Source organism: Chryseobacterium sp. CS3K3.1, from assembly GCF_059515165.1.
Window position 1 is genome coordinate 22,373 of sequence record NZ_JCAKRV010000027.1, and the last position, 23,399, is coordinate 45,771.

The window sequence follows — 23,399 nt, forward strand, 5'->3', positions numbered from 1 at the left end:
ATGTTTAACAATATACCGCCCATCACAAGGAACATAATTATCATCAATGTTATAGTATTTATTGTTACTTACTTCATGGGAAACCAGATGATTGGCTACCTTGCGGGCTTTTATCCGTTCTCTCCATTTTTCCATTCATGGCAGGTTATTACTCATATGTTCATGCATGGAAGTATCATGCATATTTTATTTAATATGATGACACTCTTTAGTTTTGGTCCAATTCTGGAGCAGACATTAGGAGACAAAAAGTATTTGATTTTATACTTTGCAAGTGGTTTAGGAGCATTTTTCCTTTTTAATGCCTGGAATTTTGTTGAAGTTCAACAACTTTCACGTGAATTAGAACAGCTTGGATTTAACGTAAATGCTTATTTGTCAGGAGCAAGTGTTGAATTTGCAGGAAATACGGGTGCTGTTCTTAAACAGAAAGAATTACTGGAAAGTTTAAAAGCGATTGTTGCTACTCCAATGGTAGGAGCCTCTGGGGCTATTTTCGGAGTAGTAGCTGCTTTTGCCACACTATATCCTGATGCTAAAATCGGAATTATGTTTATTCCTGTTCCTATAAAAGTAAAATATCTTTTACCAATTATTGTTGTAATTTCAATATATCTTGGGGTGTCAGGAAATGGAGGAGGCATTGCCCATCTTGCTCACGTAGGAGGAGCTTTGGTTGGATGGCTTTTGGCAAGAATTTGGAAAAAGCATTTATACAGATTCAACTAAAGTAACATTGTGAAGGTTTTCCGACTCATAGTATTGATTATCCACCTGGGGATTTTGTTCCTGCTGCTGGGGACTTTACTGAACGCTTACGTACCGCCCAAGATTTTTCCATGGTTTAATCTGTTGTCATTAGGATTCCCGGTTCTCATGATTCTATATATAATCCTGACCATATTCTGGGTATTAAGCTGGAAAAAAAGGGCTTTTGTATTTATGTTGGCTGGTTTGGCATTTATGAATCCTGTAAAAAGATGGGTTAACTATTCTGATCAGAAAGGAAATGCTGAAATAAAAGTGATTTCTTTTAATACAAGGGCTGGCAGAATAGGAAACAAAGAGGTCGGACCGTACCTGAAATCTCAGGATGCGGATGTTATTCTTTTACAGGAGGATGCAGGTATTAAATATCAGTTTGATGGCTATCAGAAAGCAAATCCAGGAGGAGGTTTAACGATTTTAACCAAGCACAAAATCATTAACCAGCAGATTATTGATCCTCAAGATGAAGAAGTAAGAATTCCCGGTGTGCTGGCTGATATAGAAATTAAAGGCAGAACTTACAGGTTCATTGATGTTTATCTCAATCCTTTTCGCTTTCAGAAAGATATGATGAGACTTAATGGAAATACTGATACCGACGAACAAAAAATAAAAGATGTTGTTAAAAGGCTGATTCCCACCTTTAAAAAACACCAGGATCAGGTGGCACTCATTCGTGAAGTAATTGACAATTCGCCTTACCCTGTTATCCTTACCGGTGATTTCAATTCTGTACCCAATTCTTACGAATATTATCATTTATCAGAGGGTCTGGAAGATGCATTTCTGACTGCAGGAAAAGGAAGTGCAACCAGTTTTCACGACTATAAGTTCCCCATCAGAATCGACTATATTTTTTCTTCAAAGTCATTAAAGGCAATATCTTACGAAATTGACCGTTCTGTAAGTATTTCAGATCATTATCCTGTCACAGTAACATTTTCTACGGAGAATAAATAATCATAAAAAGAGTTAAAATTGTTTGCTTGGTAGGATTTTTGTTGAAGAAAATCGTACCAAGACCGTTTTTTCATGAAGTCGAACCAGATATTACTATTTATACATATCGTTGTTGCCGTATTGCTGTTATGCACATTGGGGAATGCATGGATTCCACCCAACATTTTAGGCAACCTGAATCTTCTGTCTCTCGGTTTTCCTTATCTGATACTGGCACATGTAATTTTAACGCTGATCTGGATTTTCAAAAAAGAAAAAATTGCGATTGCTTTTGTCTTAGGTACATTTATTTTCTATAATCCGATCAGACGATGGATCAACTTTTCCCCAAAAACAGAAAATTTAAAAACAATACGGGATATTAAAGTATTAACTTTTAATGTGAAATACGGAGAATATGGATGGGATAAAGTGAAAGATTATATCAAAGCACAGGATGCAGACATTATTCTTGTACAGGAAAAAGATACAAACCGTGCTATACAGCGTGATCTTATAAAATACCCGTCGGTTATTCTTAAAACCAAGCATAAAATTGTAAGACAAGCAGAGCTTATTGACGAAAAAGCCCGCGGAAATTCATTCTACGCAGATATAGACATTAATGGAAAAGTAATCAGAATTATTAATGTGTATCTTGAACCCTTCAGACTTCATAAATCGATGTTTACAAAACTTGATAAGTTAGGTTTGGGAAATGTTTCAACGTTACTTTCTCACATGACTCCCACCTTTCAGGCACATGAAGACCAGGTTAAAAGAATCAGAAAAATGATTGATTTATCTCCTTATCCTGTTATTCTGGCCGGAGATTTTAATTCTGTTCCCAATTCATATGAGTATTATAACCTTGGAAAAGACCTTCAGGACGCATTCCTGGTAGCCGGAAAGGGCAGCGCCAGCAGTTTCCATGATTATAAAGTGCCTTTGAGAATTGATTATATTTTCACTTCAAAATCAATCATTCCACTAAGCTATAAGGTAGATCAATCTGTGAAATTATCGGATCATTATCCTGTAATTGCGGAATTTCTATTAAATTAGTTCCATGAAAAATTTACTGGCTGCGATTTTTATTTTTATCATTCTTTTTACTGCTTGTTCGAAGAAAGAATCACCGGGATTCGGGGCTGAGCAGGAAGTTAAAATAAGTTATGATACTACTGCTGTCGATTCCTTTTCTACAGGAGCTGTTTCAGTGGATATTGCACGCAAAATACGAATGTCTTCTCCCCAGTATATTGATTCGGTTAAACAGGCAAAAAAGCTTCAGGACGAAGAAAATAAAATTAAAGCCGAGCTCGAAAAAGAAAATAAAGCAAAACAGGAAGAAGAAAAGAAAAAAGCAGAGGCTGAAAAGAAGCTTAAGACAGCTGAAAAGACAGCTGCGCAGGAAACCAAATCAGAATAACTCCAGATTCCATTAAAAAATAAACAATATGAAAAAACAAATTTTAGCTGCACTGATGATCTCAGTATTCACGGTAGCATGTACAAAATCAACAACAAAAACAGAACAGGTAGAAAATCCTGACGGATCAGTTACTACTACAACCACTACTACTACAGAAACACCGAACGTTGTGGATACTGCAAAAATCAACAATGCAAAAGAAGACGTTAAGGCTAAAGTAGATGAAGCCGGCAATAAGATTGATGCCGCTGCTCAGAAGGCAAAAGATAAGATTGATGCCACTGCAGATAAGACAAAACAAGATCTTAACAAAGCAGGACAGGATATCAAAACTGAAGCCAATAAAGTAGGGCAGGACGCCAAAGAAGCGGCGAAAAAAGGAGCTTCGAAAGTTGAAGAAGCTGCCAAAAAAGTGCAGGAAGATCTAAGTAAATAAAATGAAAAGCCGTAGTTCAACAGAATTACGGCTTTTTATTTATGATTTGTGAATAGAGTTTCTTAACGCAGAGTTTCTATTTTGATACCGTAATAATTCGAGGGAGCAAAGCTTGAATCAATAGATTGGTTCTAAGGAAGCGTACGCATAGCCATTACGCTTCATAAGCGGCGAAGCTGACGTATTCTTAGCCTCCTTAAATAAAACATTCGAATTGCTAATTCTTTGCGCTTCAAAATAAACTTTATTTATTCATTTCCAGCAACGGATCAATGTATTCTCTGTCATTGCTTAGTCTTGGTACCTTATTCTGTCCGCCTAGCTTTCCCTTAGCTTCCAGCCAGTGATAGAACAGATTTTCTTTGGCGATATGTACAATCGGCCTTTTCAAAGTCATATTATTGTATCTTTTCGCTTCATAGTCGGAATTAATGGTCTTTAAATGCTTGTCAAAAGCATCAATAAAGTGTTCCAGATCATCCGGATGCTGGCTGAATTCAAAAATCCACTCATGGGCGCCGCCTTCATTTCCTTTCATGAAAACCGGTGCTCCTGTGAAATCTGTTATTTGTGCTCCCGTTGCTTCGCAGGCTTTTGCAAGAGCAGATTCTACATTGGTAATCATCAGTTCTTCCCCAAAAGCATTGATATAGTGCTTTGTCCTTCCAGTTATTTTTATTCTGAACGGATTGATTGAAGTAAAGACAACGGTATCACCAATCAGGTATCTCCAAAGGCCCCCATTGGTGGTGATCACCATTGCGTAGTTTTTCCCAACTTCCACGTCTTCCAGACTTACGACTTTCGGATTTGAAAAATGAAACTGATCCATAGGGATAAACTCATAAAATATTCCATAATCCAGCATCAGCAGCATCTCATCACTGTCTGATCTGTCCTGAATACCGAAGAAGCCTTCTGAAGCATTGTAAATTTCGTAGTAATTGATGTTTTTTCCGATGATCTGTCTGTATTGTTCCCTGTAGGGCTTAAAACTGATTCCACCGTGAAAAAACACCTCTAAATTAGGCCACAGCTCCGAAATACTTCCTACATTGGTTTCCTTTAATACTCTTTGCAGCAGAACCATCATCCAACTTGGTACTCCAAGGATGCTTCCCACGTCTTCATTTTTTACTTCGGAAGTAATTGCTTTAAGCTTGCTTTCCCATTCTCCCATCAAAGAAACTTTCTTACTCGGAGTAGTGGTAATTTCTACCCAAAAGGGAAGGTTATCAATAAGGATGGCAGATAAATCTCCAAATTTTGTATTAAAATCCGCATAAAGCTCGGAGCTTCCGCCTAAGCGTAAGTTTTTATAGTTAAAAAGCTGGTTTTCGGGATGGTTGTTGGCGTAAATCGAAACCATGTCTTTTCCGGCTTTCATGTGGCAGTATTCAAGGCTTTCGGCAGAGATCGGGATGAATTTGCTTTTAGCATTGGTGGTACCCGATGATTTGGCAAAATGTTTAATAAGTCCCGGCCAGCTTACGTCTTTATGTCCCTGTCTTGCTTTTTCAATAAAAGGCTCCATTTCTTCATAGGTAACAATAGGAACTTTGTTTTTAAAATCCTGATAACTTGAGATAGAATTGAATCCGTATAATTTACCATATTCCGTATCCTCCGCATGAAACAACTGAGAAAACAGTATACCTTTCTGAGTTTCAATCGGATGGTCTATAAAATTCTGTATCTGATCAATCCTTTGACGGATAAACCAGTTAACTACGGTATTGAAAAGTGCTTTGGTTGCCATTTCAACAAATATAATGATATTTGAATTTTCAGAAAATTTTTTACGGTATTAAATAAAAAAACCGTTACAAAATTTGTAACGGTTTGTTATTTAGTTGATTGCTTATTAGCAATATTCGTCGTATGCTGCCTGAAGGTTAGCTGCGATAGCTCCTGCAGGGTTCCCTTCAATGTGATGTCTTTCCAGCATGTGAACCAATTCACCATCTTTGAAAAGTGCTACACATGGAGAACTTGGAGGGAATGGAGCAAGGTGTTTTCTTGCTTCTACTACCGCTTCAGTATCAAATCCTGCAAATACAGTCGTTAAATGATCTGGTTTTTTATCTCCTGTCAAAGAGTATACTACTCCTGGTCTTGCAGCACCTGCCGCACAACCACATACAGAGTTGATAACCAATAATGTGGTTCCGGACTGCTTCAAAGCTTCTTCTACCTGAGCCGGAGTTGTTAAATCCTGAAAACCTTTATCTGTAAGCTCTGCCTTCATAGGCATTACTAAATCTGTTGGATACATATATTTTGTTTTTTATCCCTACAAAGTTAAGCATTTCTTTGCGTTTGTTCAATATATAAAAACTATCAATTGATTAGTCATATAAAATTAATCAAGTATTAATATTGTAATAATATTCTAAAAAACGTGAATTAACTATAGGAATATTAAAATATTATTATTAAATTTGAAATGATTCTGAAAAACAAACGACCGTGAAAAAAACATTTAAAGCTTTCCCTCAAGCAATCAACCACTTAATTACTCTCTGAAATATGGTAGTAGCTTAATTCTTTTTCAGTTTAGAATTAAAAACTGATTAACAAACTTTAATATCCAAAGAAAGTGAAGCCCGGAACTGAACAGTTCCGGGCTTCTTAATCAAATCGATATGCAAAGGTTGTATATCCCTAGTTATGGAATGAGATTCGTATTTGCGGGATTAAGATCAACTCAAAATCCCGAAACCGGATCACATTAAGAAAGGAGCTTTTTAGCCATCTCGGAAATGCTTTTTCCGTCTGATTTTCCGGCTAATGCTTTTGATGCAACTCCCATTACCTTCCCTAAATCTTTAACAGATTCAGCTCCGGTTTCAGAAATAATATTTTTAATTTCTGTTTCCAATTCTTCAGCAGAAAGCTGTTTTGGCAGAAACTGCTCGATCACTTTCATCTGAGCATCTTCTACTTCTGCAAGATCATTTCTTCCCTGTGCAGTAAATTGATCATAAGAATCCTTACGTTGTTTTACCATTCTCTGAAGAATAGCAATTTCCTGTTCTGCTGTTACTTCGGCACCGATAGCCTCTGTTTTAAGCAGTAATATCTGAGATTTCACAGCACGAAGAGAATCCAAAGCCACTTTGTCTTTAGCTCTCATTGCTGTTTTTATAGCTTCGTTTATGGTATTTTCTAAACTCATGGTTTCAAATTTAACAATGTATCAATGTAACAGTTTACCAATAAATGTCTGGTAATTGTTACATTGGTACATTTCTACATTGTTATATTATTTTAGTCTACATCTTTATTTAAAAATCTGTTTTCTCTGATCTGCATGGATCCGTTGTTATCAGACAGATAAGTATTGATGTTCTGGTCTGAAGCATTGTTTCCGTCAATAGAGATGTTTTTTCTTTTAAAAGCCGGAATAGATTCGAATTCACTTGTGCTGTCAAAATTCTGGTAGCGGGAGTTGAATTCTTTTAATTTATTTCTTCTTTCAATAACTCTGTCCTGATCAATCGTTTTATTCACGAAAGTGAATTCTGATTCTTCAGTTTTTGGAGTTTCAATTTCTGTTTTGTTTTCAAAAGCTGGCCTTGTTTCAACTTTTGGCTCTTCCTGTTTCTGGTAGAAAGTTTCAATCTTTTGAGCTGGTTCAGCTACAGCGGCATTTGTAGGGGTATTAAACTCTGCCTTTGGCTGTCCGAAATCCGTATTTGGTTCATTTCTGGTAGGCTCATTTACAAAGAAACTGAATTCAACAGGCTTTTCATTTGAAAACGAGTTGTTAAAAGGAGTCCCGGATTGTGGTTCTTCTTTTTTATTTTCAAAATCAAATGAGAAAGACTGGATCTCAAGATCATTAGGATCTTCATTCTCCTCATCAATAGAGAATAAGCTGTATTCTTCTTCTGCTTCCTCCTCATTTCTCCAGTTCTGTTCCGGAGCATTTACCGTACCTTCCTCTTTATCAAATAATTTTATTTCAGTTCTTGGCTGCTCTTCTTCAATAATCATTTTTTTTTCAGTAGACGTCACATTGAAAGGAGTGTCATGCTCTTCGTCATCAAGTCTGAAAAGGTTTTTCCCACCAAAATCATGCGTTGCTTCGGGAGCTGATTCTCTTTCTTCTCTTGTTTTGAAAGGAGAATTTTTAGGAGCCTCAAAACTATCGTTAAGACTGATTCTGATTTTCTCTGTAGGTCCTGCAAACTTTTTATTGTCATTAGAGAATCCAGTAGCGATCACAAGAACGCTTACCGCATCTCCTAATTCTTCATCTGCACCTACCCCGAAAATGATATCCGCTGTGTTTCCAGCTTCTTTCTGAATGTGGTCCATGATAATACCGATCTCATCCATGGTCACTTCTTCAGCACCACTTCTGATCAATAACAATACGTTTTTAGCACCTGTAATCTTATTATCATTCAATAATGGGGAATCAAGGGCTTTTCTTACCGCTTCTTCAGCTTTATTTTCACCTGAAGCTGTTCCTGTAGACATCAATGCAGTACCTGAATTCTGAAGTACAGATTTAGCATCTCTAAAGTCGATGTTTACATCAAAATAACCGGTAATAACCTCTGCCATACCTTTGGCAGCATTGGTTAACACTTCATCGGCTTTTGAGAATCCCTGCTTGAATCCAAGGTTTCCGAATTGCTGTCTTAGTTTATCATTGTTGATGACAATAAGTGAGTCAACATTGTTTCTTAATTTATCAAGACCGTTTTCTGCCTGTTCCAGTCTTCTTTTCCCTTCAAAGCTGAAAGGAACGGTAACAATACCTACAGTAAGAATTCCCATGTCTTTCGCTACTTTAGCAATGACAGGAGCGGCTCCGGTACCTGTACCACCACCCATTCCGGCAGTGATGAATACCATTTTGGTATTTTGGCCCATAGCAGCCTTGATATCTTCAATACTTTCGATGGCTGATTTCTCACCAACTTCAGGATCGGCACCAGCTCCAAGACCTTCTGTGATAGAAGTTCCCAACTGAACTTTATTGGCTACCGGGTTATTATCTAAAGTCTGAGCATCCGTATTACAAATCACGAAATCTACTCCGTGGATTCCTTTCTCGTACATGTGCTTCAGAGCATTATTTCCACCGCCCCCTACACCGATTACTTTTATAATGGATGAATTTCCTTTTGGTAAATCAAATGAAAATCCTTGTGTACCTATATTTTCCATAACTATACTTTTAATAATTGATAAGTGATATATGATAATTGATGAATGATATTCGTCTTTAATTTAATAAATATTAATCTATTTCAGGTATCATTGATCATTAATCTTTTATCATTTATATTTATTTACTCTACTTCTTCAAAGAATTTTTTTACTTTTTCCATCAGCGACTGCCCGAAGGTCAATTTCGCTTTTCTGTTCTCTTGCTTTTCATTTTCGAAAGACTGCTGCTCCTGAACCGGGGCTGCCTGCTGAACAGGTTGAGCCGTTTCAGTCTGGGCTGCAGTAACTTCCGGTTTTGGCTGCTCTGTAACAACTTCTACAACTTCATCAATATTCTGCTTTTTGTCTCTGATCTTCAAACTCTCCATCAGTAATCCGATAGAGGTAGCAAATTCAGGGCCTTTCAGGTATTGATTTTTATCATTGGCGATATATTCATTCGCAAAACCGATTCTGCTGTCAAAACCTGTCGTATAATTGGCCAGCTGACGAAGGTGTTTCAGGTTTGAACCACCACCCGTAAGAACAATTCCGGCAATCAGTTTTTTCTTTTGTTCGAAAGCACCGTAAGCTTTCAGCTCTGTATTCACCATTTCCAAAACTTCTTCTACTCTCGCATTGATGATCTGAGCCAGAGTTTTTAAAGAAATCTCTTTGTCCGGTCTTCCGTGAAGCCCGGGAATGGTTACAAAAGTACTGTCTTTTTCCAATTCGGGAACAGCCGAACCAAACTTTACTTTCAGTTGTTCTGCATGTTTCTCTATGATGGAACAGCCTTCTTTGATATCTTCGGTAATAATTCCGCCTCCGTATGGAATCACACAGGTATGACGGATGATATTATCTTTAAAGATCGCAATATCTGTTGTACCACCACCAATGTCAACAATGGCTACACCGGCTTCTTTTTCTTCTTTTGTAAGGACAGCTTCTGAAGATGCCAATGGCTCTAAAGTAAGGGCTTCCATTTCTAATCCGGCTTCACGAACACATCTTGCAATATTTCTGATGCTGCCCATTTGCCCAACTACAACGTGGAAGTTGGCTTCTAAACGTTTTCCGTGCATTCCGACAGGTTCCTGAATTTCCCCCTCGGAATCCACTTTATATTCTTGAGGAAGTACGTGGATAATTTCTTCTCCGGGAAGCATAACCAGTTTTTTTACCTGATCTTTTAATGCTTCGATGTCGTCGTCTGTAATAAATTTGTCAGGATGTTCACGCATAATATAATCGGAGTGCTGCAGAGAACGGATGTGTTTTCCTGCAATACCTACCGTAACTTTGCGGATAGGAACTCCGGCACTGGATTGTGCTTCGGAGACTGCAGCCTTGATTGAATTAATGGTTTGTGAAATATTATTCACAATACCTTTATGAACACCAAGACTCTTAGCTTTTCCTACACCGAGAACTTCTATCTTCCCGTGTGCATTCCTTCTTCCGACAATCGCGACTATCTTCGTTGTCCCGATGTCCAGACCTACTGAATACTCTTGATTTTCCATTTTATATCGATTTGATTTTTTCTACTTTTTTATCTATAAGGATAGTTTCCTATTTGTGTATTAAATGCCCTGAAGGACTTATTCTATTTTTACTTTTGCCTTAGGCTTGGACTGCGCCTTGACGGGTGGCTTTTTCTCCGCTTTTTTGGTTTCTTTTGCTTGTCCTTTCGGTTTGGTAATCTCTTTCGGTTTTACCGAGCTGCTTTTTTTTACCGCAGCTATTTTGGGGGTTGCTTCCGTCTTTTTAGCGGCTGTTGGGGAAGGAACTTTTGCCAGTTCCATTTTCCCTGCCTTTAAAATACTGTCATTTTCTTTAAAATAAGGGTTTAAAGTAGTGACAATCTGATTCTGATATTTTACAGAAACCATGCTGTATTTCTGAGGGTCCTGATACACAAGGTATTTTTCCACAAATGTTTTAAATCCTCTTACTTTAAAATCAATATTATCAAGGTCTCCGATCTCAACTCTGTAATTTCCTTCGCTGGTCAAAAGACTGTAACTGTCTTTACTTTTAGAGATGCCGATAAAGTATTTTTTACTGAAATCATCTTTATCTATCTTTTCTACCAGTTCTGCCAGCTTTTCATATTCATCCGGCTGTACGTTTCCGGTTACCAGCATACATGGGTGCGAATAGGTTCTTGAAATTGGGAATTCAATTCCTTTTTCGTCCACATAAAAGTCTTTTCCGTCTTTGTTTAATCTGAAGACCGGAACTCTCTGTTTGATATCCAGGTTCAGTTTTCCGTTCAGGTTCAGATAAACATTGGCGCTGTCTACTGCCGGTAAGGAATTGATCTTTTTTTCTAAAGCAGGAATATTAAGATCGCCTACTTTCCCTGATGGGTTTTCTTTTTTTACAATCTCCCTGATGTCTTTTTCATCCACAAAATACACCGGTGTTTTCTCGCTCATTTTTACAGAAATCTTATTGTCCGTAATCTGCTCACGGCTGAATCTCCTCAATGAGAAGCTCAGTAACAATCCCAGGATAATTACAGTGACAACAATTTTTAATATTCTGTATTTATTTTTCATATTTTTATTTTAACGCAACGCTTGCAAAGAGTTTACTTTGTTTTTATTATTTCGTTCGCAAGGGCGTTTTACTTAGCAAGTGTTTAAATTTTATAATTTATTTACAACTCGTTTTACTCCATTTTTGAATAACACTGAATGAAAGTTCAAAATCATTCCTAGTTTTATATTTGTTATTCTTAAATAATTTAAAAGCTGAAAAAAATGATAATCATTAATTTCCTGAACTGCTTTTATTTCAATTATTACTTTGTTTTCAATTAATAAATCTACTCTGAACGCCTTAAAAATTTTTAATTCCTCATAGTTTATGTCAATGTTTTTTTGACGTTCTACATTCAATCCTCTATTTTTCAGTTCATAAACTAAGCATTCTTCATATACATTCTCATAAAGTCCAATTCCAAGGGTACGATGTATTTTCATTCCAGCATCGAAAACAATCTCTGAAATTTCATTTTCTATCATACATTTTGTGTTTTTTGTTTTAACGCTATGATCGCAAAGCAATCTTTTTATTTTTCCGTTCGCGAGGGCGTTTCACTCAGCTACGGCTATCATTTGAATAATTTATTTTTAATAAGTAAATTATTTTTTTAACATAAATCAGTTATTTTTCTCATTTGCTGAGTGAAACGCCTTTGCGAACGATTTTATATTTTTCTTCGCGAGCATTGCGTTTATACTCAAATTTTTTCAATCCACTCACAGATAGGGTCATACAGGGTATCTATATTTCCCGCACCTACAGTAAGGAGAATATCAAAATCTTTCTCTTTTATTTTTTCAAAAGCATCGGATAAAGCCGATACCTCTTTTTTATCTAATGTTACTTTCTCCAGCAGCCAGTTTGAAGTAATTCCCTCAAAATTTTCCTGCAGCTCTCTTGCAGGATAAATATCAAGAAGAATGAGTTCATCTGCCTTACTTAAGCTTTCCGCAAATCCATCTGCGAAATCTCTTGTTCTGCTGAAAAGGTGAGGCTGGAAGGTTACCAGAAGTTTTTTATCTGGATAAAACGTTCTGATTGAGCTCATTACAGCGTTGATTTCTGTAGGATGGTGAGCATAATCGTCAATATAAATTTTACCGTTTTGATAAATATGTTTGGTATATCTTCTTTTAATTCCCTTAAAATTGGCAATGGCCTTTTTCAGCGTATCAAAATCTGCGCCTAAATTATGTAGAATAGCCAGTGCTGCAGTGGCATTTTCCACATTATGGATTCCCGGAATTTCCCAGACAAAATCATTTATTGTCTCAGTTGGAGTATGGAAGTCAAAATAAATTTTATCATGTTCCATACGCAGGTTGTCTGAATAATAATCTGCGGGCTCATTGACTGCATAAGTCTGATGTCCTCTGCCAATCTCCAGACCTTTTCTTACAAAAAGTTGTTTGTCTTGAGGAACTAAAGCAGCAAACTGTCTGAAACCTTCTTCAATATGGCTCTTATCTCCGTAAATATCAAGATGGTCCGCATCTGTAGAGGTCACCACTGCCCAGTCCGGAGACAGGTTCAGGAAGCTTCTGTCATATTCATCTGCTTCTACTACGGAATAGGTGGAACCGTTGTACAGGAAGTTGGATTTAAAATTTTCAGAAATTCCTCCCAGAAAACATGAGAAAGGAAGGTTTGCTTCTTTACACAAGTGAGCCACAAGGGTAGATGTGGTGGTCTTCCCATGAGTTCCTGCAATGGCAATACAGTCTGTATTTTCAGTAATTAATCCTAAAACTTTAGCACGTTTTAAAACTTCAAACTGATTTTGATTGAAATAATCCAATATTTCAAGCGTTTTGATCGCCGGAGTATAAATTACCAACGTGTCTTCTTTCTGAAGGGATGTGATCCTTTCATCAATAAGGTCTTCAAAAACAATATCAATGCCTTCATTCATCAGATTCTGAGTAAGTTTTGTATTGGTTTTGTCGTAACCCAATACTTTTTTTCCGGACGCATTGAAATAGCGTGCCAATGCACTCATTCCGATACCTCCGATTCCGACGAAGTAAAAAGTCTGATATGTTTGTAAAATGTTCATTTATATTTTAATCTTTAACCACTCTTGAATAATCTCAGAGTTGTATTACTATATTTTGTATTATAAGGCTTTAATCGACTTGTCGAAGCCTTTCCTAATTATTTTATTATGTTAAAAATCTCGTCTACAATCTCTTTTGCAGCATTTGGCTTGGCAAAATATTTCAGATTGTCGGACATTTCTTTTCTTACATTTTCATTTTCGCAGATCTCTGACAATGTATTCCAGAATTTACCCTGCATTTCAGAGTCTTTCACCATTCTGGCTGCGTTTTTTTCAACCAGGTTCATGGCATTTTTGGTTTGATGGTCTTCCGCTGCAAATGGGAAAGGAACCAAAAGGACCGGCTTTTGTGCTACAGCCAACTCTGAAATGGCAATAGCTCCGGCTCTGGAAACAATGATATCAGCAGCAGAGTAGGCCAGTTCCATGTCTTTGATGAATTCTTTCAAATGAACAGAAGATGGAAGCTGGAGGTTGGAAGACAATTCTTTGTAATCCAACTTTCCTGTTTGCCAAATTAATTGATACCCTTTTTCTTTCAGATTCTCAATATTTTCTTTCCAGGCATTATTCAATGTTCTGGATCCTAAAGAACCTCCTACAGAAAGGATTGTAAGTTTGTCTTTATCCAGTCCCATTTTTTCTTTTGCCTGAGCAGTATCCTGCATTCCTGAAACGATGTTCTCACGAATCGGATTTCCCAGAAACTTTATTTTCTCTGTAGGAAAGCCTTCTACTTTTGGGTAGGCTGTGAAAACGGCTTTGGCTTTCTTGCTTAAAATTTTATTGGTTACCCCAGCGTGAGCATTCTGTTCCTGGATGAAAATCGGAATTCCCATTTTGCTTGCTTCATAAAGAGCAGGTCCGCTGGCAAACCCTCCGGTTCCTACTGCAAAATCAGGAGCGAAGTTTTTGATAATCTTTTTAGATTTTGATAAACTTTTCAAAATCTTGAAAGGAAGTCCCAGATTGGAAAGAAGATTCCCTCTGTCGATTCCTGCGATATCAATTCCTTCAATTTTATAGCCTGCCTGAGGAACTTTTTCCATTTCCATTTTCCCGTTGGCACCAATGAACAAAAATTCTGCATCAGGAAATCTTTTTCTGATCTCATCTGCAATGGCAATGGCAGGGAAGATATGTCCTCCTGTTCCTCCGCCGGATAATAATATTCTTAATTTTTTGTCCATTTTAAGCGATATCGTTTATTTCTGCTATACTTTGTTTTTTGCCCATTCCTTCTTCATCATAAATCTGAATCCTTGAGCTTATATTTAAAATAATACCTAACTGTAAATAGGTCACCAGCATTGAGGTTCCTCCGTAACTTATCAAAGGAAGCGGCTGTCCTGTTACCGGAATCAGATTCACAGCAACGGCTATGTTGACCGAAAGCTGGATAAAGATCATTACCCCTAGACTGAGCACGAGCAACGATCCAAAGAATGCCGGCATTTTACTGGCGATCATCACAATCCTTATCATCATGATCAGGTATAAACTGATCAGGAAGGCGGCTCCTATCACCCCGTATTCTTCTACGATAACCGCAAAAATAAAGTCGGAGGCAGATTGCGGAAGCATTTGTTTCAATGCACTTTTTCCTGGTCCCATTCCGGTAATTCCGCCGTGTACAATGGCTGCTTTGGCCTGCATTACCTGATAATTTTTTGCTTTTACGCTTTCATCATCTACATCTGCTGTTTTGGCTTTGCTTGATGTAAAGGTTTCGATACGGCTCATCCATGTGTGAACACGGTTTCCACCTATCATATTGGTATTTAAAGCAATCAATAAAAAGAACACAATGGCTACAAATGATGCGGAGATAAATCCTGCAATGTATTTCCAGTGAAGCTGTCCTATGATAAGAACCACCACGGAAACCATTAAAATCATCAATGCTGTTGAACCGTTATCTTTGGCTACCAATACAAAAACAAGCAGGATAGGCCCAAAAATATACATGATATTCTCTATCGGAAGCCTTTCCCTGGTGATCTTTTTGGTCAGATACCTGCACAAATAGATGATCAGCATTAAAAAAGCAAATGATGAAGGCTGGAAAGAGATCGGTGTTCCCGGAATTTTCAGCCATCTGGAAGCACTGGCTCCATCAATGGTTTGTCCGGTAAACATGGTGACAATCAACAGAATAATCATCAGGCCGAGCAGGATACTGCTGAGTTTTCCGATGTATTCATATTTTATAGTTCCTACCAGTCTCATAATGGCTAGTCCCAGAACTACAAAGAACATATGTTTGATAACGTGGCCTGTTGTGGTCCCGTTATTGACAATGTATTCGAGATTTGAACTTGCAGAGTATACCGGGAAAATAGAGAAAATGGAGATCACAAGGATGACCATCCAAAGTACTTTATCGCCCTTTAGAAATTCAAATCTGTTTTCTGTGTTCTGTTCGTCCATATTCAATGCTATTGGCTAATGGCTAATGGCCATTGGCATTTAATACCTGTTCTTTAAACTGGCGTCCTCTGTCTTCATAGCTTTTAAACAAGTCAAAGCTTGCGCAGCATGGAGATAATAAGACGGTATCGCCTTTTTTAGCCAGTGATTTTGAAATTCTCACGGCTTCTTCCATGCTTGAAGTATCATAAATAAGCTCTTTTTTATCTTTAAAGAAATCGATGATCTTCTTGTTATCGATTCCAAGACAAACAATTGCCTTTACTTTTCTTTTGACTAAATCTTCAATTTCGGTATAGTCATTTCCTTTATCTAATCCACCAACAATCCATACGGTTGGCGTTTTCATACTTTCTAAAGCATAGTAAGTTGCATTTACATTGGTTGCTTTACTGTCGTTGATGTATTTTACACTATCAATTTCAGTTACAAATTCCAATCTGTGTTCTACGGCCTGGAATGTCATCAATGAATGTCTGATGCTTTCATTGTTGATTTTTAAAATCTTACCGGCAATAGACGCTGCGAGGCTGTTGGCTACATTATGATTTCCCAATAGAGACAATTCTTCAACTTTCATTGCGAATTCGTCTTTTATTTTTACCACAATTTCATCATCATTCACAAAACCTCCTTCCGTTAATTTCTCTTTGGTTGAGAAAGGAATCATTTTCGCCTTTATTTCAAGCTTTTCAAGAAGATTTTTACTCATTTCATCATCCTTGTTGTAGATGAAGAAGTTATCATTCTCCTGATTTTCTGTGATTCGGAATTTGGCCAATGCATATTCTTCATAATTGTAGTTGTACTGATCCAGGTGATCCTGAGACAGATTCAACAATAAAGAAATATAAGGTCTGAAATTCTGAATATCATCCAGCTGGAAAGAGCTTACCTCCAGTACATAATATTCGTGGTTTTCATCTGCCACCTGCTTGGCAAAGCTGTATCCGATGTTTCCTCCTAAACCTACATTCAATCCGTCATTTTTCAGGATATAGTAGATCAGGGAAGTTGTGGTTGTTTTTCCGTTGCTTCCGGTAATGGCGATGATTTTGGCATCTGTAAATTCAGAAGCAAATTCAATTTCAGAGGAAAGTCTGATTCCTTTTTCATGAATTTTATTGATGATGTCTGCCTTTTTCGGAATTCCCGGGCTTTTTACGATCCAGTCAGCATTTAAAATCCTTTCTTCATCGTGGTTTCCTTCTTCAAATTCAATTTCATTTTCGGTAAGAAACTGCTTATAGTTATCCTTAATGGCTCCTTTATCTGAAAGAAATACTTCCAGACCTTTCTTTTTGGCCAAATAAGCAGCTCCGCATCCGCTTTCTCCACCTCCTAAAACAACTATTTTCATATTATAAAAGCTTTATGCTATAGGCTTTAAGCTTTATGCTTATTGCTTACAGCTTTTAATTTTTATCTCATTTTTAGTGTGATCAGACATACAATAGCCAATATTACCCCGATGATGATCATTCGGTTCACGATTTTACTTTCGTGGAATCCTTCCTTTTGATAGTGATGGTGTAATGGTGACATTTTGAAGAGTCTGTTGTTTTGGGCATATTCCAGCCCATATTTTCTTTTTCTGTATTTGAAAACAACTACCTGAAGCATTACAGACAGGTTTTCAATTAAGAAGATTCCGCATAATACAGGAATCAGCAATTCTTTTCTTAAAATGATGGCCAAAACGGCAATTACTCCTCCCAGCATCAAACTTCCAGTATCTCCCATGAAAACCTGTGCAGGATAGGTATTGTACCAGAAGAATCCAATTACGGCACCTACCATTGCCACTGCAAAAATGGTGGTTTCTCCCATATTCGGAAGGAACATGATATTCAGATAATCTGCAAAGATGATGTTCCCGGATAGATAAGCAAAAAGGGCCAGCGTGAGCAGTATAATAGCACTGGTTCCTGCTGCAAGACCATCAATTCCGTCGGTGATGTTGGCTCCATTGGAAACGGCTGTTACAATGAAGATTACAATGGGGATAAAGACAATCCATGCCCACTCATGGGCATCTTTATCATTCATCCAGAATAAAATTCCACTATAATCGAATTCATTATTTTTGGCAAAAGGAACAGTGGAAACGGTAATTTTTTCTGTAGGCATAAAGTTTTGCTCTACATTGTTCCTGTTTACCACTTTAGCATCTGCATATTTTCTTTTAACCGTAATGTCCGGGTGGAAATACATTGTAATTCCGACAATTAGTCCTAAACCAACCTGACCTACAATTTTGAATTTACCACTTAAACCGTCTTTATTTTTTTTAATTTTCTTTAAGTAATCATCAAGGAAACCAATAGCACCCATCCAGAACATAGAAACCAACAACAGCACAATGTACACATTGGTAATTCTTGTAAACAGCAATACCGGAATGATGGTTGCCAGAATAATGATAAGCCCTCCCATGGTAGGAGTTCCTTCTTTTTGTTTCTGCCCATCCAATCCCAGATCACGCACCAATTCTCCCATTTGTTTTGTTCTCAGGTAATTGATTACTCTTTTTCCGTAGACAAGAGCAATAATCAATGAGAATAGTACAGCCATTCCGGCACGGAAGGAAATGTATTTCAACATTCCTAATCCCGGAACGTGGATTCCATGGTTGGTTAGATATTCGTATAGATAGTATAGCATAGTTTCAATTGTTAATAAATGATCATTGATAATTGATGAATGATGAATGATTGAACAATTATTCTTTCAGTTATCACTTGTAATTTATTTGCTCATTAATTTCCAGAGCTCATTAATTACTTCTTTGTCGTCAAAATGATGTTTTACACCATTGATCTCCTGATAGTTTTCGTGGCCTTTTCCGGCAACTAAAACGATATCTTTAGGTTCTGCAAACTTGATGGCCATTTTTATGGCTTCTTTTCTGTCCGGAATTGAAGTGTATTTGCTGAAGTTCTGTGGTTCAACGCCTGCTTCAATTTCTTTGATGATCTGTGCAGGATCTTCTGTTCTCGGATTGTCTGAAGTGATGATTGCCAAGGTTGACTTTTTAGTGGCAATATTTCCCATTTCAGGTCTTTTGGAGTGATCTCTGTCTCCTCCGCAGCCGAATACGGTGATTAATCTTTCGTTTTTGGTTCTGATATCGTTGATGCTGTCCAGAATGTTTTCCAAAGCATCCGGAGTGTGTGCATAATCTACGATAAAGAAAATTCCACCATCGGATTTGAAGGTTTCAAATCTTCCGGAAACTCTTTTTAATTTGCTGATAGCCTGAAGAATTTCGTCCTGCTCAAATCCGAGTTCAGCAGCAATTCCGAAGACAAGCAGTAAATTATATACATTGAATTTCCCGGTTAATGTCGTCCAGAATTCTTTTCCGTTGAAGTTCAACAGCATTCCGTTGAAATCCACTTCCAATAATTTTCCGTGATAGTCTGCCATGGTTTTCAAAGCGTAAGACTTCTTTTTAGCCTTGGTGTTCTGAAGCATGACATTCCCGTTTTTGTCATCCACATTGGTGATGGCAATGGCTGTATCTTCTAACTGGTCGAAGAATCTTTTCTTTGTTTTTAAATATTCTTCGAACGTTTTATGATAATCTAAATGATCATGAGTAAGGTTGGTGAAACCTGCTATTTTGAAGTGTAATCCTTCAATTCTGTTTTGGGCGATTCCGTGTGAGCTTACTTCCATGAAAGCAAATTCACATCCTTTTTCTACAGCTTCCGCTAAAATCCTGTTGATGGTAATCACATCAGGAGTGGTGTGGGTAGACGGAATAACCTCTTCACCAATTCTGATTTCAACAGTAGAAAGTAAAGCGGCCGGATATCCAAGGTTTTTAAAAACATCAAAAAGAAGGGTCGAAACGGATGTTTTTCCGTTAGTTCCTGTAACTCCTATCAGTTTTAATTTCTGAGAAGGATTTCCATAAAAGTTTGAAGCAAGATGACCAAGGGCTTTAGAAGAATCTTTTACCTGAACATAGGTTACATTTTCCACCAATGTTTCAGGGAATTCTTCGCAAACAATTGCGGCAGCTCCTTTTTCAATAGCAGAGGCAATGAATGAATGTCCATCCACTACTGTTCCTCTCATGGCAATATAAAGAGAGTTTTCTGTAACCTTTCTGCTGTCGATCACCAATTCGGTTACCTCACGGTTGCTATCGCCGTGGATTTCCAGTACTGGGATTCTGTTTACTAATTCTGTTATAATCATCTTTATCAATAAGGTCTTGCCTTATTTTGGTTTAAATGGTTCTTCCGAAACCTTGTTTTAATTTTGCAGAGATAAATAAATTCTCTGGTTTTTACTTATCGTGGTGCCTTCCAGAGGGAATTGTTCTTTGATTCTTCCTACTCCTTTATAATCGACACGGTAGCCTAAGTTTTCCAACTGCGGGATTACATTTTTCCCGATTAATCCTACCACATTAGGCATTTGTTTATCATTGACTGCTACTTTGACATTAGGCTCTACCATTTTGCTAAGGTTTACCTTTTTGTCTACAAGCATTTCTTTTTCAATATTCTGAGGCGTTTTCAGGAATGTTTTTCCTGCAATTTCCTTAAACACCGGCGCTGAAACGGAACCTCCATAAAATCCTTTTGCGGTATTGGGTTCACTGATCATGACATAGCAAGTATATTTTGGGGCATCAGCCGGATAGAATCCTGCAAATGATGCACGGTACTTCATTGGGCCAGGCAGCCAGTATTCAAATCTTGCGGTACCTGTTTTTCCTGCCATTTTCAGGTTGGGAGTAAAGATGCTTCGTCCAGTTCCTTTTTCTACTGCTTTGGTTAATGCACTGGTCATCATTTTAATAGCTTTTTCAGAAGCCATTTTGTTTACCATTACTTCAGGTTTTGCACTGTACATCACTTTTCCGTCTTTCATGATTTTATCAATGAATAAGGGCTTAAGCATTTTTCCTCCATTGGCAACACCGTTGTAGAAGGTTGTCAGCTGCAGCAGGTTGATGTTGGAAGAATATCCGTAAGAAATAGAAGCCAGTGTTGCGGCATTCCATCTTTTATTTTGTGGTGTCACGATCTTCGGTTTTGTGATTCCCGGAAGCTCGATATCCATTTTATCGAATAATTTCCAACGTTTCAGGTGATCAAGGAAAATCTGTGGCTTTTCAGCATAATACTTTGTGATCAGTTTGGCTGTTCCTACGTTACTGGACTTCGCCAACACATCACTGATATCATATGTTCCTCCTCCGTGTCCGTCAGAGATTCTCTGTTTTGCATAGACCCAAACTCCGTTTCCTACATTTACTGTTGTATTTTCATCAATAAATCCGTCATCCATTGCTGCCAAAAGAGAAATGGTTTTAAAAGTAGATCCCGGTTCGATATTATCTTTCAGGGCATAATTGTAAGAGTCTTCATAATCTCCTGATTCTGTTCTTCTTAAATTAACAAGAGCACGTACTTTTCCGGTTTCCACTTCCATGACAATTACGGTGCCGTGTTTGGCCTCGAAATTAATCAGCTGTTTCTCAAGGGCAGAGTGTGCAATGTCCTGAATTCTAAGATCTAAAGTCGTATACACATCCTCACCGTCTACCGGTTCCTGAACCTTCCAGAAGTCGATAGGTTTCCACTGGGAAGAATTGATTCTTTGTTCCAGCCTTTTGCCATCTGTCCCGGTTAAATATTTTGAGAAAGCACCTTCCAGCCCGGATTTCAGCTCTCCGTTGTCCATACCGATGGTTCCGGCCCCGATTTCTGATGTTGCTAACTCTCTTTTATAGTTTCTGTCAACGATAAATCCTCCTTTATTTTTACCTTTTTTGAAGATCGGGAACTTTCGGATTCTGTCATATTGATCAAAATCAAGTCCTTTCACCAAAGTGTAATACTGGTTTTTCTTTTTCTTCTGCTCGTCAAACTTCTGTCTGAATTCACTTCTTGGTTTTCCGAACATTTTGCTCAGAGAATCAGTAAGCGCTCCGATGTTGTTGGAGTACACCGTATCTTTCATCGTCTTGAAGTCAAGATAGATGTCATATCTCATTACCGTGGTGGCAAGGATAGAGCCGTCAGAGGCAAAAAGGTTTCCGCGGGCCGCTTTTAAAGTAGCTTCACGATAGTTTTTATTAATGTAATCATCTTTTATTTCCTGGACATTGGTATTCTGAAGGATGACAATCCTCGCCAAGAACATGACAAACACGCACAAAGCTACCACTGCAAAGAGGTAGCCCCATCGTAACGTTTTCTTACGTTTATTGTCGTATTCATTTTGCTTTTGCATCTGTACTATCCAGTTTTATTAGCAATTTGTGAGGGTGGTTTTCCAGGGTCATCAATGAATCCCGTGCAACCTCTTTCCCCAGCTCTGATTCCATTTTTACTTTGATCAGCTTACTTTGGGCGTAAGCGTTTCGTGATTTGTATTCTTCCGTTTCTTCCTTTAAGGCGTTTACAATTTTTATTTTTTTATTGACGAGATGGTTGGTATAAATCATGGCCATCATCAGAACAAACAAGAGGAGAAAATACTTGTAATGTATTTTGATCTCATCACGATTCAGAAAGTTTCCTTTTATAATGTCTATAAAAGTGAGTCTTTTCTGAGGGCGATTTGTTGTTCTTTTTGCCAATTTATTATGTCAATTTGCTTCGCAGTGAATTTACTTCGTGTCAATAGTCAATTTTATTTTGCTAAATGATTCACGATTCACTCATTCACATTTATACTTTAATTCCCGTTCTCATCTTGGCACTTCTTGCTCTTGAGTTTTCTTCAATCTCCTTTTCATCAGGAATGATCGCTTTACTCTTGATCAGTTCAAATGCCTTTTTATAATTTCCGTAGATATCTCTTTCCGGTTCTCCTTCGAACATTCCGTTTTTCAAAAATCTCTTTACCAGACGGTCTTCCAGAGAGTGGTAAGAAATAACCACTAATCTTCCTTCCGGTTTCAACACATTAAAAGCCTGAACCAACATTTCTTTCAATACTTCAAGCTCCTGGTTGACTTCAATTCTTACTGCCTGGAAGAGCTGGGCATAGAACTTATTCACTTTGTGAGGCGGAATGTAGCTGAACAATTTTTTCAGATCTTCCGTGGTTTCTATACTTTTTGTTTTTCTGTGGTGAACAATCTCTCTCGCCAGCTTTCTTGCTTCTCTCAATTCTCCGTAGTGGTAAAAAATGTCTGCAAGTTCTTCTTCCTCATATTCATTAATCACTCTTTTGGCATCAAGATTCTGCATCACATTCATTCTCATATCCAAAGGAGCATTGCTTCTTGTGGAGAAACCCCTGTCTGCTTCATCAAACTGATGCGAAGACACGCCTAAGTCTGCCAAAACACCATCCACCTGTGAGATGCCATACATCAGCAAAGAGTTTTCCAGAAATCTGAAATTTTGATTCACTAATGTAAACCTTGGGTCATCAATTGTATTTTTAAGTGCATCCAGATCCTGATCAAAGCTGAACAATCTCCCTTTATCGGAAAGTCTGCTCAGGATTTCTCTTGAGTGGCCTCCGCCTCCAAAGGTGCAGTCCACATATATTCCGTCAGGATTCGTCACCAAATCATCAACACTCTGCTTCAACAAAACGGGGTTATGATACATGCTTAATTGTGTTTT

General features: G+C 37.7%; 21 protein-coding genes. 5 read left to right on the plus strand and 16 right to left on the minus strand.

Annotated features, from left to right (window positions below; genetic code table 11):
• The 5 genes from AC5YGI_RS20410 to AC5YGI_RS20430 all read left to right on the plus strand — a co-directional run bounded on the left by AC5YGI_RS20410 (position 1) and on the right by AC5YGI_RS20430 (position 3,578).
• The gene (locus tag AC5YGI_RS20410; RefSeq protein WP_330744701.1) at positions 1 to 729 is read left to right on the plus strand and encodes a rhomboid family intramembrane serine protease; all 729 of its coding nucleotides are present in this window, start codon (positions 1 to 3) and stop codon (positions 727 to 729) included.
• A 9-nt stretch (positions 730 to 738) separates the two neighbouring features.
• Positions 739 to 1,728 (plus strand): endonuclease/exonuclease/phosphatase family protein, encoded by a 990-nt coding sequence (locus AC5YGI_RS20415; RefSeq protein ID WP_330744700.1) that lies wholly within the window; start codon positions 739 to 741, stop codon positions 1,726 to 1,728.
• Between the two features lie 72 nt (positions 1,729 to 1,800).
• Entirely contained in the window at positions 1,801 to 2,772 is a 972-nt protein-coding gene (locus AC5YGI_RS20420; RefSeq protein WP_110011299.1) for an endonuclease/exonuclease/phosphatase family protein, read from the plus strand.
• 4 nt (positions 2,773 to 2,776) lie between these two features.
• Positions 2,777 to 3,139, plus strand: coding sequence for a hypothetical protein (locus tag AC5YGI_RS20425; RefSeq protein WP_202842284.1), 363 nt, complete (start codon positions 2,777 to 2,779; stop codon positions 3,137 to 3,139).
• Between the two features lie 28 nt (positions 3,140 to 3,167).
• Positions 3,168 to 3,578: a hypothetical protein gene (locus AC5YGI_RS20430; RefSeq protein ID WP_330744699.1), complete on the plus strand. Its 411-nt coding sequence runs from the start codon at positions 3,168 to 3,170 to the stop codon at positions 3,576 to 3,578.
• A gap of 244 nt (positions 3,579 to 3,822) precedes the next feature.
• Here the strand turns inward: AC5YGI_RS20430 and AC5YGI_RS20435 are convergent, their stop codons facing one another.
• From AC5YGI_RS20435 to rsmH, 16 genes are all read right to left on the minus strand, one after another.
• Positions 3,823 to 5,337 (minus strand): GH3 auxin-responsive promoter family protein, encoded by a 1,515-nt coding sequence (locus tag AC5YGI_RS20435; protein ID WP_330744698.1) that lies wholly within the window; start codon positions 5,335 to 5,337, stop codon positions 3,823 to 3,825.
• A 105-nt stretch (positions 5,338 to 5,442) separates the two neighbouring features.
• Complete coding sequence (locus AC5YGI_RS20440) at positions 5,443 to 5,853, minus strand: BrxA/BrxB family bacilliredoxin (RefSeq protein ID WP_047099553.1); 411 nt, start codon at positions 5,851 to 5,853, stop codon at positions 5,443 to 5,445.
• 456 nt (positions 5,854 to 6,309) lie between these two features.
• Positions 6,310 to 6,756 carry a GatB/YqeY domain-containing protein gene (locus AC5YGI_RS20445; protein WP_062672649.1) on the minus strand — a complete coding sequence of 149 codons (447 nt, stop codon included), beginning with the start codon at positions 6,754 to 6,756 and terminating at the stop codon, positions 6,310 to 6,312.
• Between the two features lie 92 nt (positions 6,757 to 6,848).
• On the minus strand, positions 6,849 to 8,762 hold the full coding sequence (gene ftsZ, locus AC5YGI_RS20450) for a cell division protein FtsZ (RefSeq protein ID WP_330744697.1): 1,914 nt from the start codon (positions 8,760 to 8,762) through the stop codon (positions 6,849 to 6,851).
• Positions 8,763 to 8,887: 125 nt separating this feature from the next.
• Positions 8,888 to 10,273 carry a cell division protein FtsA gene (gene ftsA / locus AC5YGI_RS20455; protein ID WP_110011294.1) on the minus strand — a complete coding sequence of 462 codons (1,386 nt, stop codon included), beginning with the start codon at positions 10,271 to 10,273 and terminating at the stop codon, positions 8,888 to 8,890.
• Positions 10,274 to 10,351: 78 nt separating this feature from the next.
• Entirely contained in the window at positions 10,352 to 11,314 is a 963-nt protein-coding gene (locus AC5YGI_RS20460) for a cell division protein FtsQ/DivIB (protein WP_330744696.1), read from the minus strand.
• A gap of 90 nt (positions 11,315 to 11,404) precedes the next feature.
• On the minus strand, positions 11,405 to 11,782 hold the full coding sequence (locus AC5YGI_RS20465; RefSeq protein ID WP_330744695.1) for a GxxExxY protein: 378 nt from the start codon (positions 11,780 to 11,782) through the stop codon (positions 11,405 to 11,407).
• 218 nt (positions 11,783 to 12,000) lie between these two features.
• Positions 12,001 to 13,359, minus strand: coding sequence for a UDP-N-acetylmuramate--L-alanine ligase (murC, locus tag AC5YGI_RS20470; RefSeq protein ID WP_330744694.1), 1,359 nt, complete (start codon positions 13,357 to 13,359; stop codon positions 12,001 to 12,003).
• A gap of 98 nt (positions 13,360 to 13,457) precedes the next feature.
• Complete coding sequence (gene murG / locus AC5YGI_RS20475; protein ID WP_330744693.1) at positions 13,458 to 14,552, minus strand: undecaprenyldiphospho-muramoylpentapeptide beta-N-acetylglucosaminyltransferase; 1,095 nt, start codon at positions 14,550 to 14,552, stop codon at positions 13,458 to 13,460.
• Between the two features lies 1 nt (position 14,553).
• Entirely contained in the window at positions 14,554 to 15,792 is a 1,239-nt protein-coding gene (locus tag AC5YGI_RS20480) for an FtsW/RodA/SpoVE family cell cycle protein (RefSeq protein ID WP_202842300.1), read from the minus strand.
• Between the two features lie 22 nt (positions 15,793 to 15,814).
• Positions 15,815 to 17,152, minus strand: a complete 1,338-nt coding sequence (gene murD, locus AC5YGI_RS20485) for a UDP-N-acetylmuramoyl-L-alanine--D-glutamate ligase (protein WP_330744692.1) — start codon at positions 17,150 to 17,152, stop codon at positions 15,815 to 15,817.
• Positions 17,153 to 17,214: 62 nt separating this feature from the next.
• Positions 17,215 to 18,456 carry a phospho-N-acetylmuramoyl-pentapeptide-transferase gene (gene mraY, locus AC5YGI_RS20490; RefSeq protein WP_114819545.1) on the minus strand — a complete coding sequence of 414 codons (1,242 nt, stop codon included), beginning with the start codon at positions 18,454 to 18,456 and terminating at the stop codon, positions 17,215 to 17,217.
• 84 nt (positions 18,457 to 18,540) lie between these two features.
• Positions 18,541 to 20,001 (minus strand): UDP-N-acetylmuramoyl-L-alanyl-D-glutamate--2,6-diaminopimelate ligase, encoded by a 1,461-nt coding sequence (locus tag AC5YGI_RS20495; protein ID WP_330744691.1) that lies wholly within the window; start codon positions 19,999 to 20,001, stop codon positions 18,541 to 18,543.
• A 57-nt stretch (positions 20,002 to 20,058) separates the two neighbouring features.
• Positions 20,059 to 22,050, minus strand: coding sequence for a penicillin-binding transpeptidase domain-containing protein (locus AC5YGI_RS20500; protein ID WP_330744690.1), 1,992 nt, complete (start codon positions 22,048 to 22,050; stop codon positions 20,059 to 20,061).
• Entirely contained in the window at positions 22,034 to 22,399 is a 366-nt protein-coding gene (locus tag AC5YGI_RS20505; protein WP_002981890.1) for an FtsL-like putative cell division protein, read from the minus strand. Before AC5YGI_RS20505 ends, AC5YGI_RS20500 begins: the two co-directional genes overlap by 17 nt.
• A gap of 91 nt (positions 22,400 to 22,490) precedes the next feature.
• Positions 22,491 to 23,384, minus strand: coding sequence for a 16S rRNA (cytosine(1402)-N(4))-methyltransferase RsmH (gene rsmH / locus AC5YGI_RS20510; protein ID WP_202842308.1), 894 nt, complete (start codon positions 23,382 to 23,384; stop codon positions 22,491 to 22,493).
• Between the last annotated feature and the right edge of the window lie 15 nt (positions 23,385 to 23,399).

Coding starts and splice junctions, on each gene's coding strand:
- AC5YGI_RS20410 (WP_330744701.1), top strand. CDS start 1: ATGTTTAACAATATACCGCCCATCACAAGGAACATAATTATCATCAAT.
- AC5YGI_RS20420 (WP_110011299.1), top strand. CDS start 1,801: ATGAAGTCGAACCAGATATTACTATTTATACATATCGTTGTTGCCGTA.
- AC5YGI_RS20425 (WP_202842284.1), top strand. CDS start 2,777: ATGAAAAATTTACTGGCTGCGATTTTTATTTTTATCATTCTTTTTACT.
- AC5YGI_RS20430 (WP_330744699.1), top strand. CDS start 3,168: ATGAAAAAACAAATTTTAGCTGCACTGATGATCTCAGTATTCACGGTA.
- AC5YGI_RS20435 (WP_330744698.1), bottom strand. CDS start 5,337: ATGGCAACCAAAGCACTTTTCAATACCGTAGTTAACTGGTTTATCCGT.
- AC5YGI_RS20440 (WP_047099553.1), bottom strand. CDS start 5,853: ATGTATCCAACAGATTTAGTAATGCCTATGAAGGCAGAGCTTACAGAT.
- AC5YGI_RS20445 (WP_062672649.1), bottom strand. CDS start 6,756: ATGAGTTTAGAAAATACCATAAACGAAGCTATAAAAACAGCAATGAGA.
- ftsZ (WP_330744697.1), bottom strand. CDS start 8,762: ATGGAAAATATAGGTACACAAGGATTTTCATTTGATTTACCAAAAGGA.
- ftsA (WP_110011294.1), bottom strand. CDS start 10,273: ATGGAAAATCAAGAGTATTCAGTAGGTCTGGACATCGGGACAACGAAG.
- AC5YGI_RS20460 (WP_330744696.1), bottom strand. CDS start 11,314: ATGAAAAATAAATACAGAATATTAAAAATTGTTGTCACTGTAATTATC.
- AC5YGI_RS20465 (WP_330744695.1), bottom strand. CDS start 11,782: ATGATAGAAAATGAAATTTCAGAGATTGTTTTCGATGCTGGAATGAAA.
- murC (WP_330744694.1), bottom strand. CDS start 13,359: ATGAACATTTTACAAACATATCAGACTTTTTACTTCGTCGGAATCGGA.
- murG (WP_330744693.1), bottom strand. CDS start 14,552: ATGGACAAAAAATTAAGAATATTATTATCCGGCGGAGGAACAGGAGGA.
- AC5YGI_RS20480 (WP_202842300.1), bottom strand. CDS start 15,792: ATGGACGAACAGAACACAGAAAACAGATTTGAATTTCTAAAGGGCGAT.
- murD (WP_330744692.1), bottom strand. CDS start 17,152: ATGAAAATAGTTGTTTTAGGAGGTGGAGAAAGCGGATGCGGAGCTGCT.
- mraY (WP_114819545.1), bottom strand. CDS start 18,456: ATGCTATACTATCTATACGAATATCTAACCAACCATGGAATCCACGTT.
- AC5YGI_RS20495 (WP_330744691.1), bottom strand. CDS start 20,001: ATGATTATAACAGAATTAGTAAACAGAATCCCAGTACTGGAAATCCAC.
- AC5YGI_RS20500 (WP_330744690.1), bottom strand. CDS start 22,050: ATGCAAAAGCAAAATGAATACGACAATAAACGTAAGAAAACGTTACGA.
- rsmH (WP_202842308.1), bottom strand. CDS start 23,384: ATGTATCATAACCCCGTTTTGTTGAAGCAGAGTGTTGATGATTTGGTG.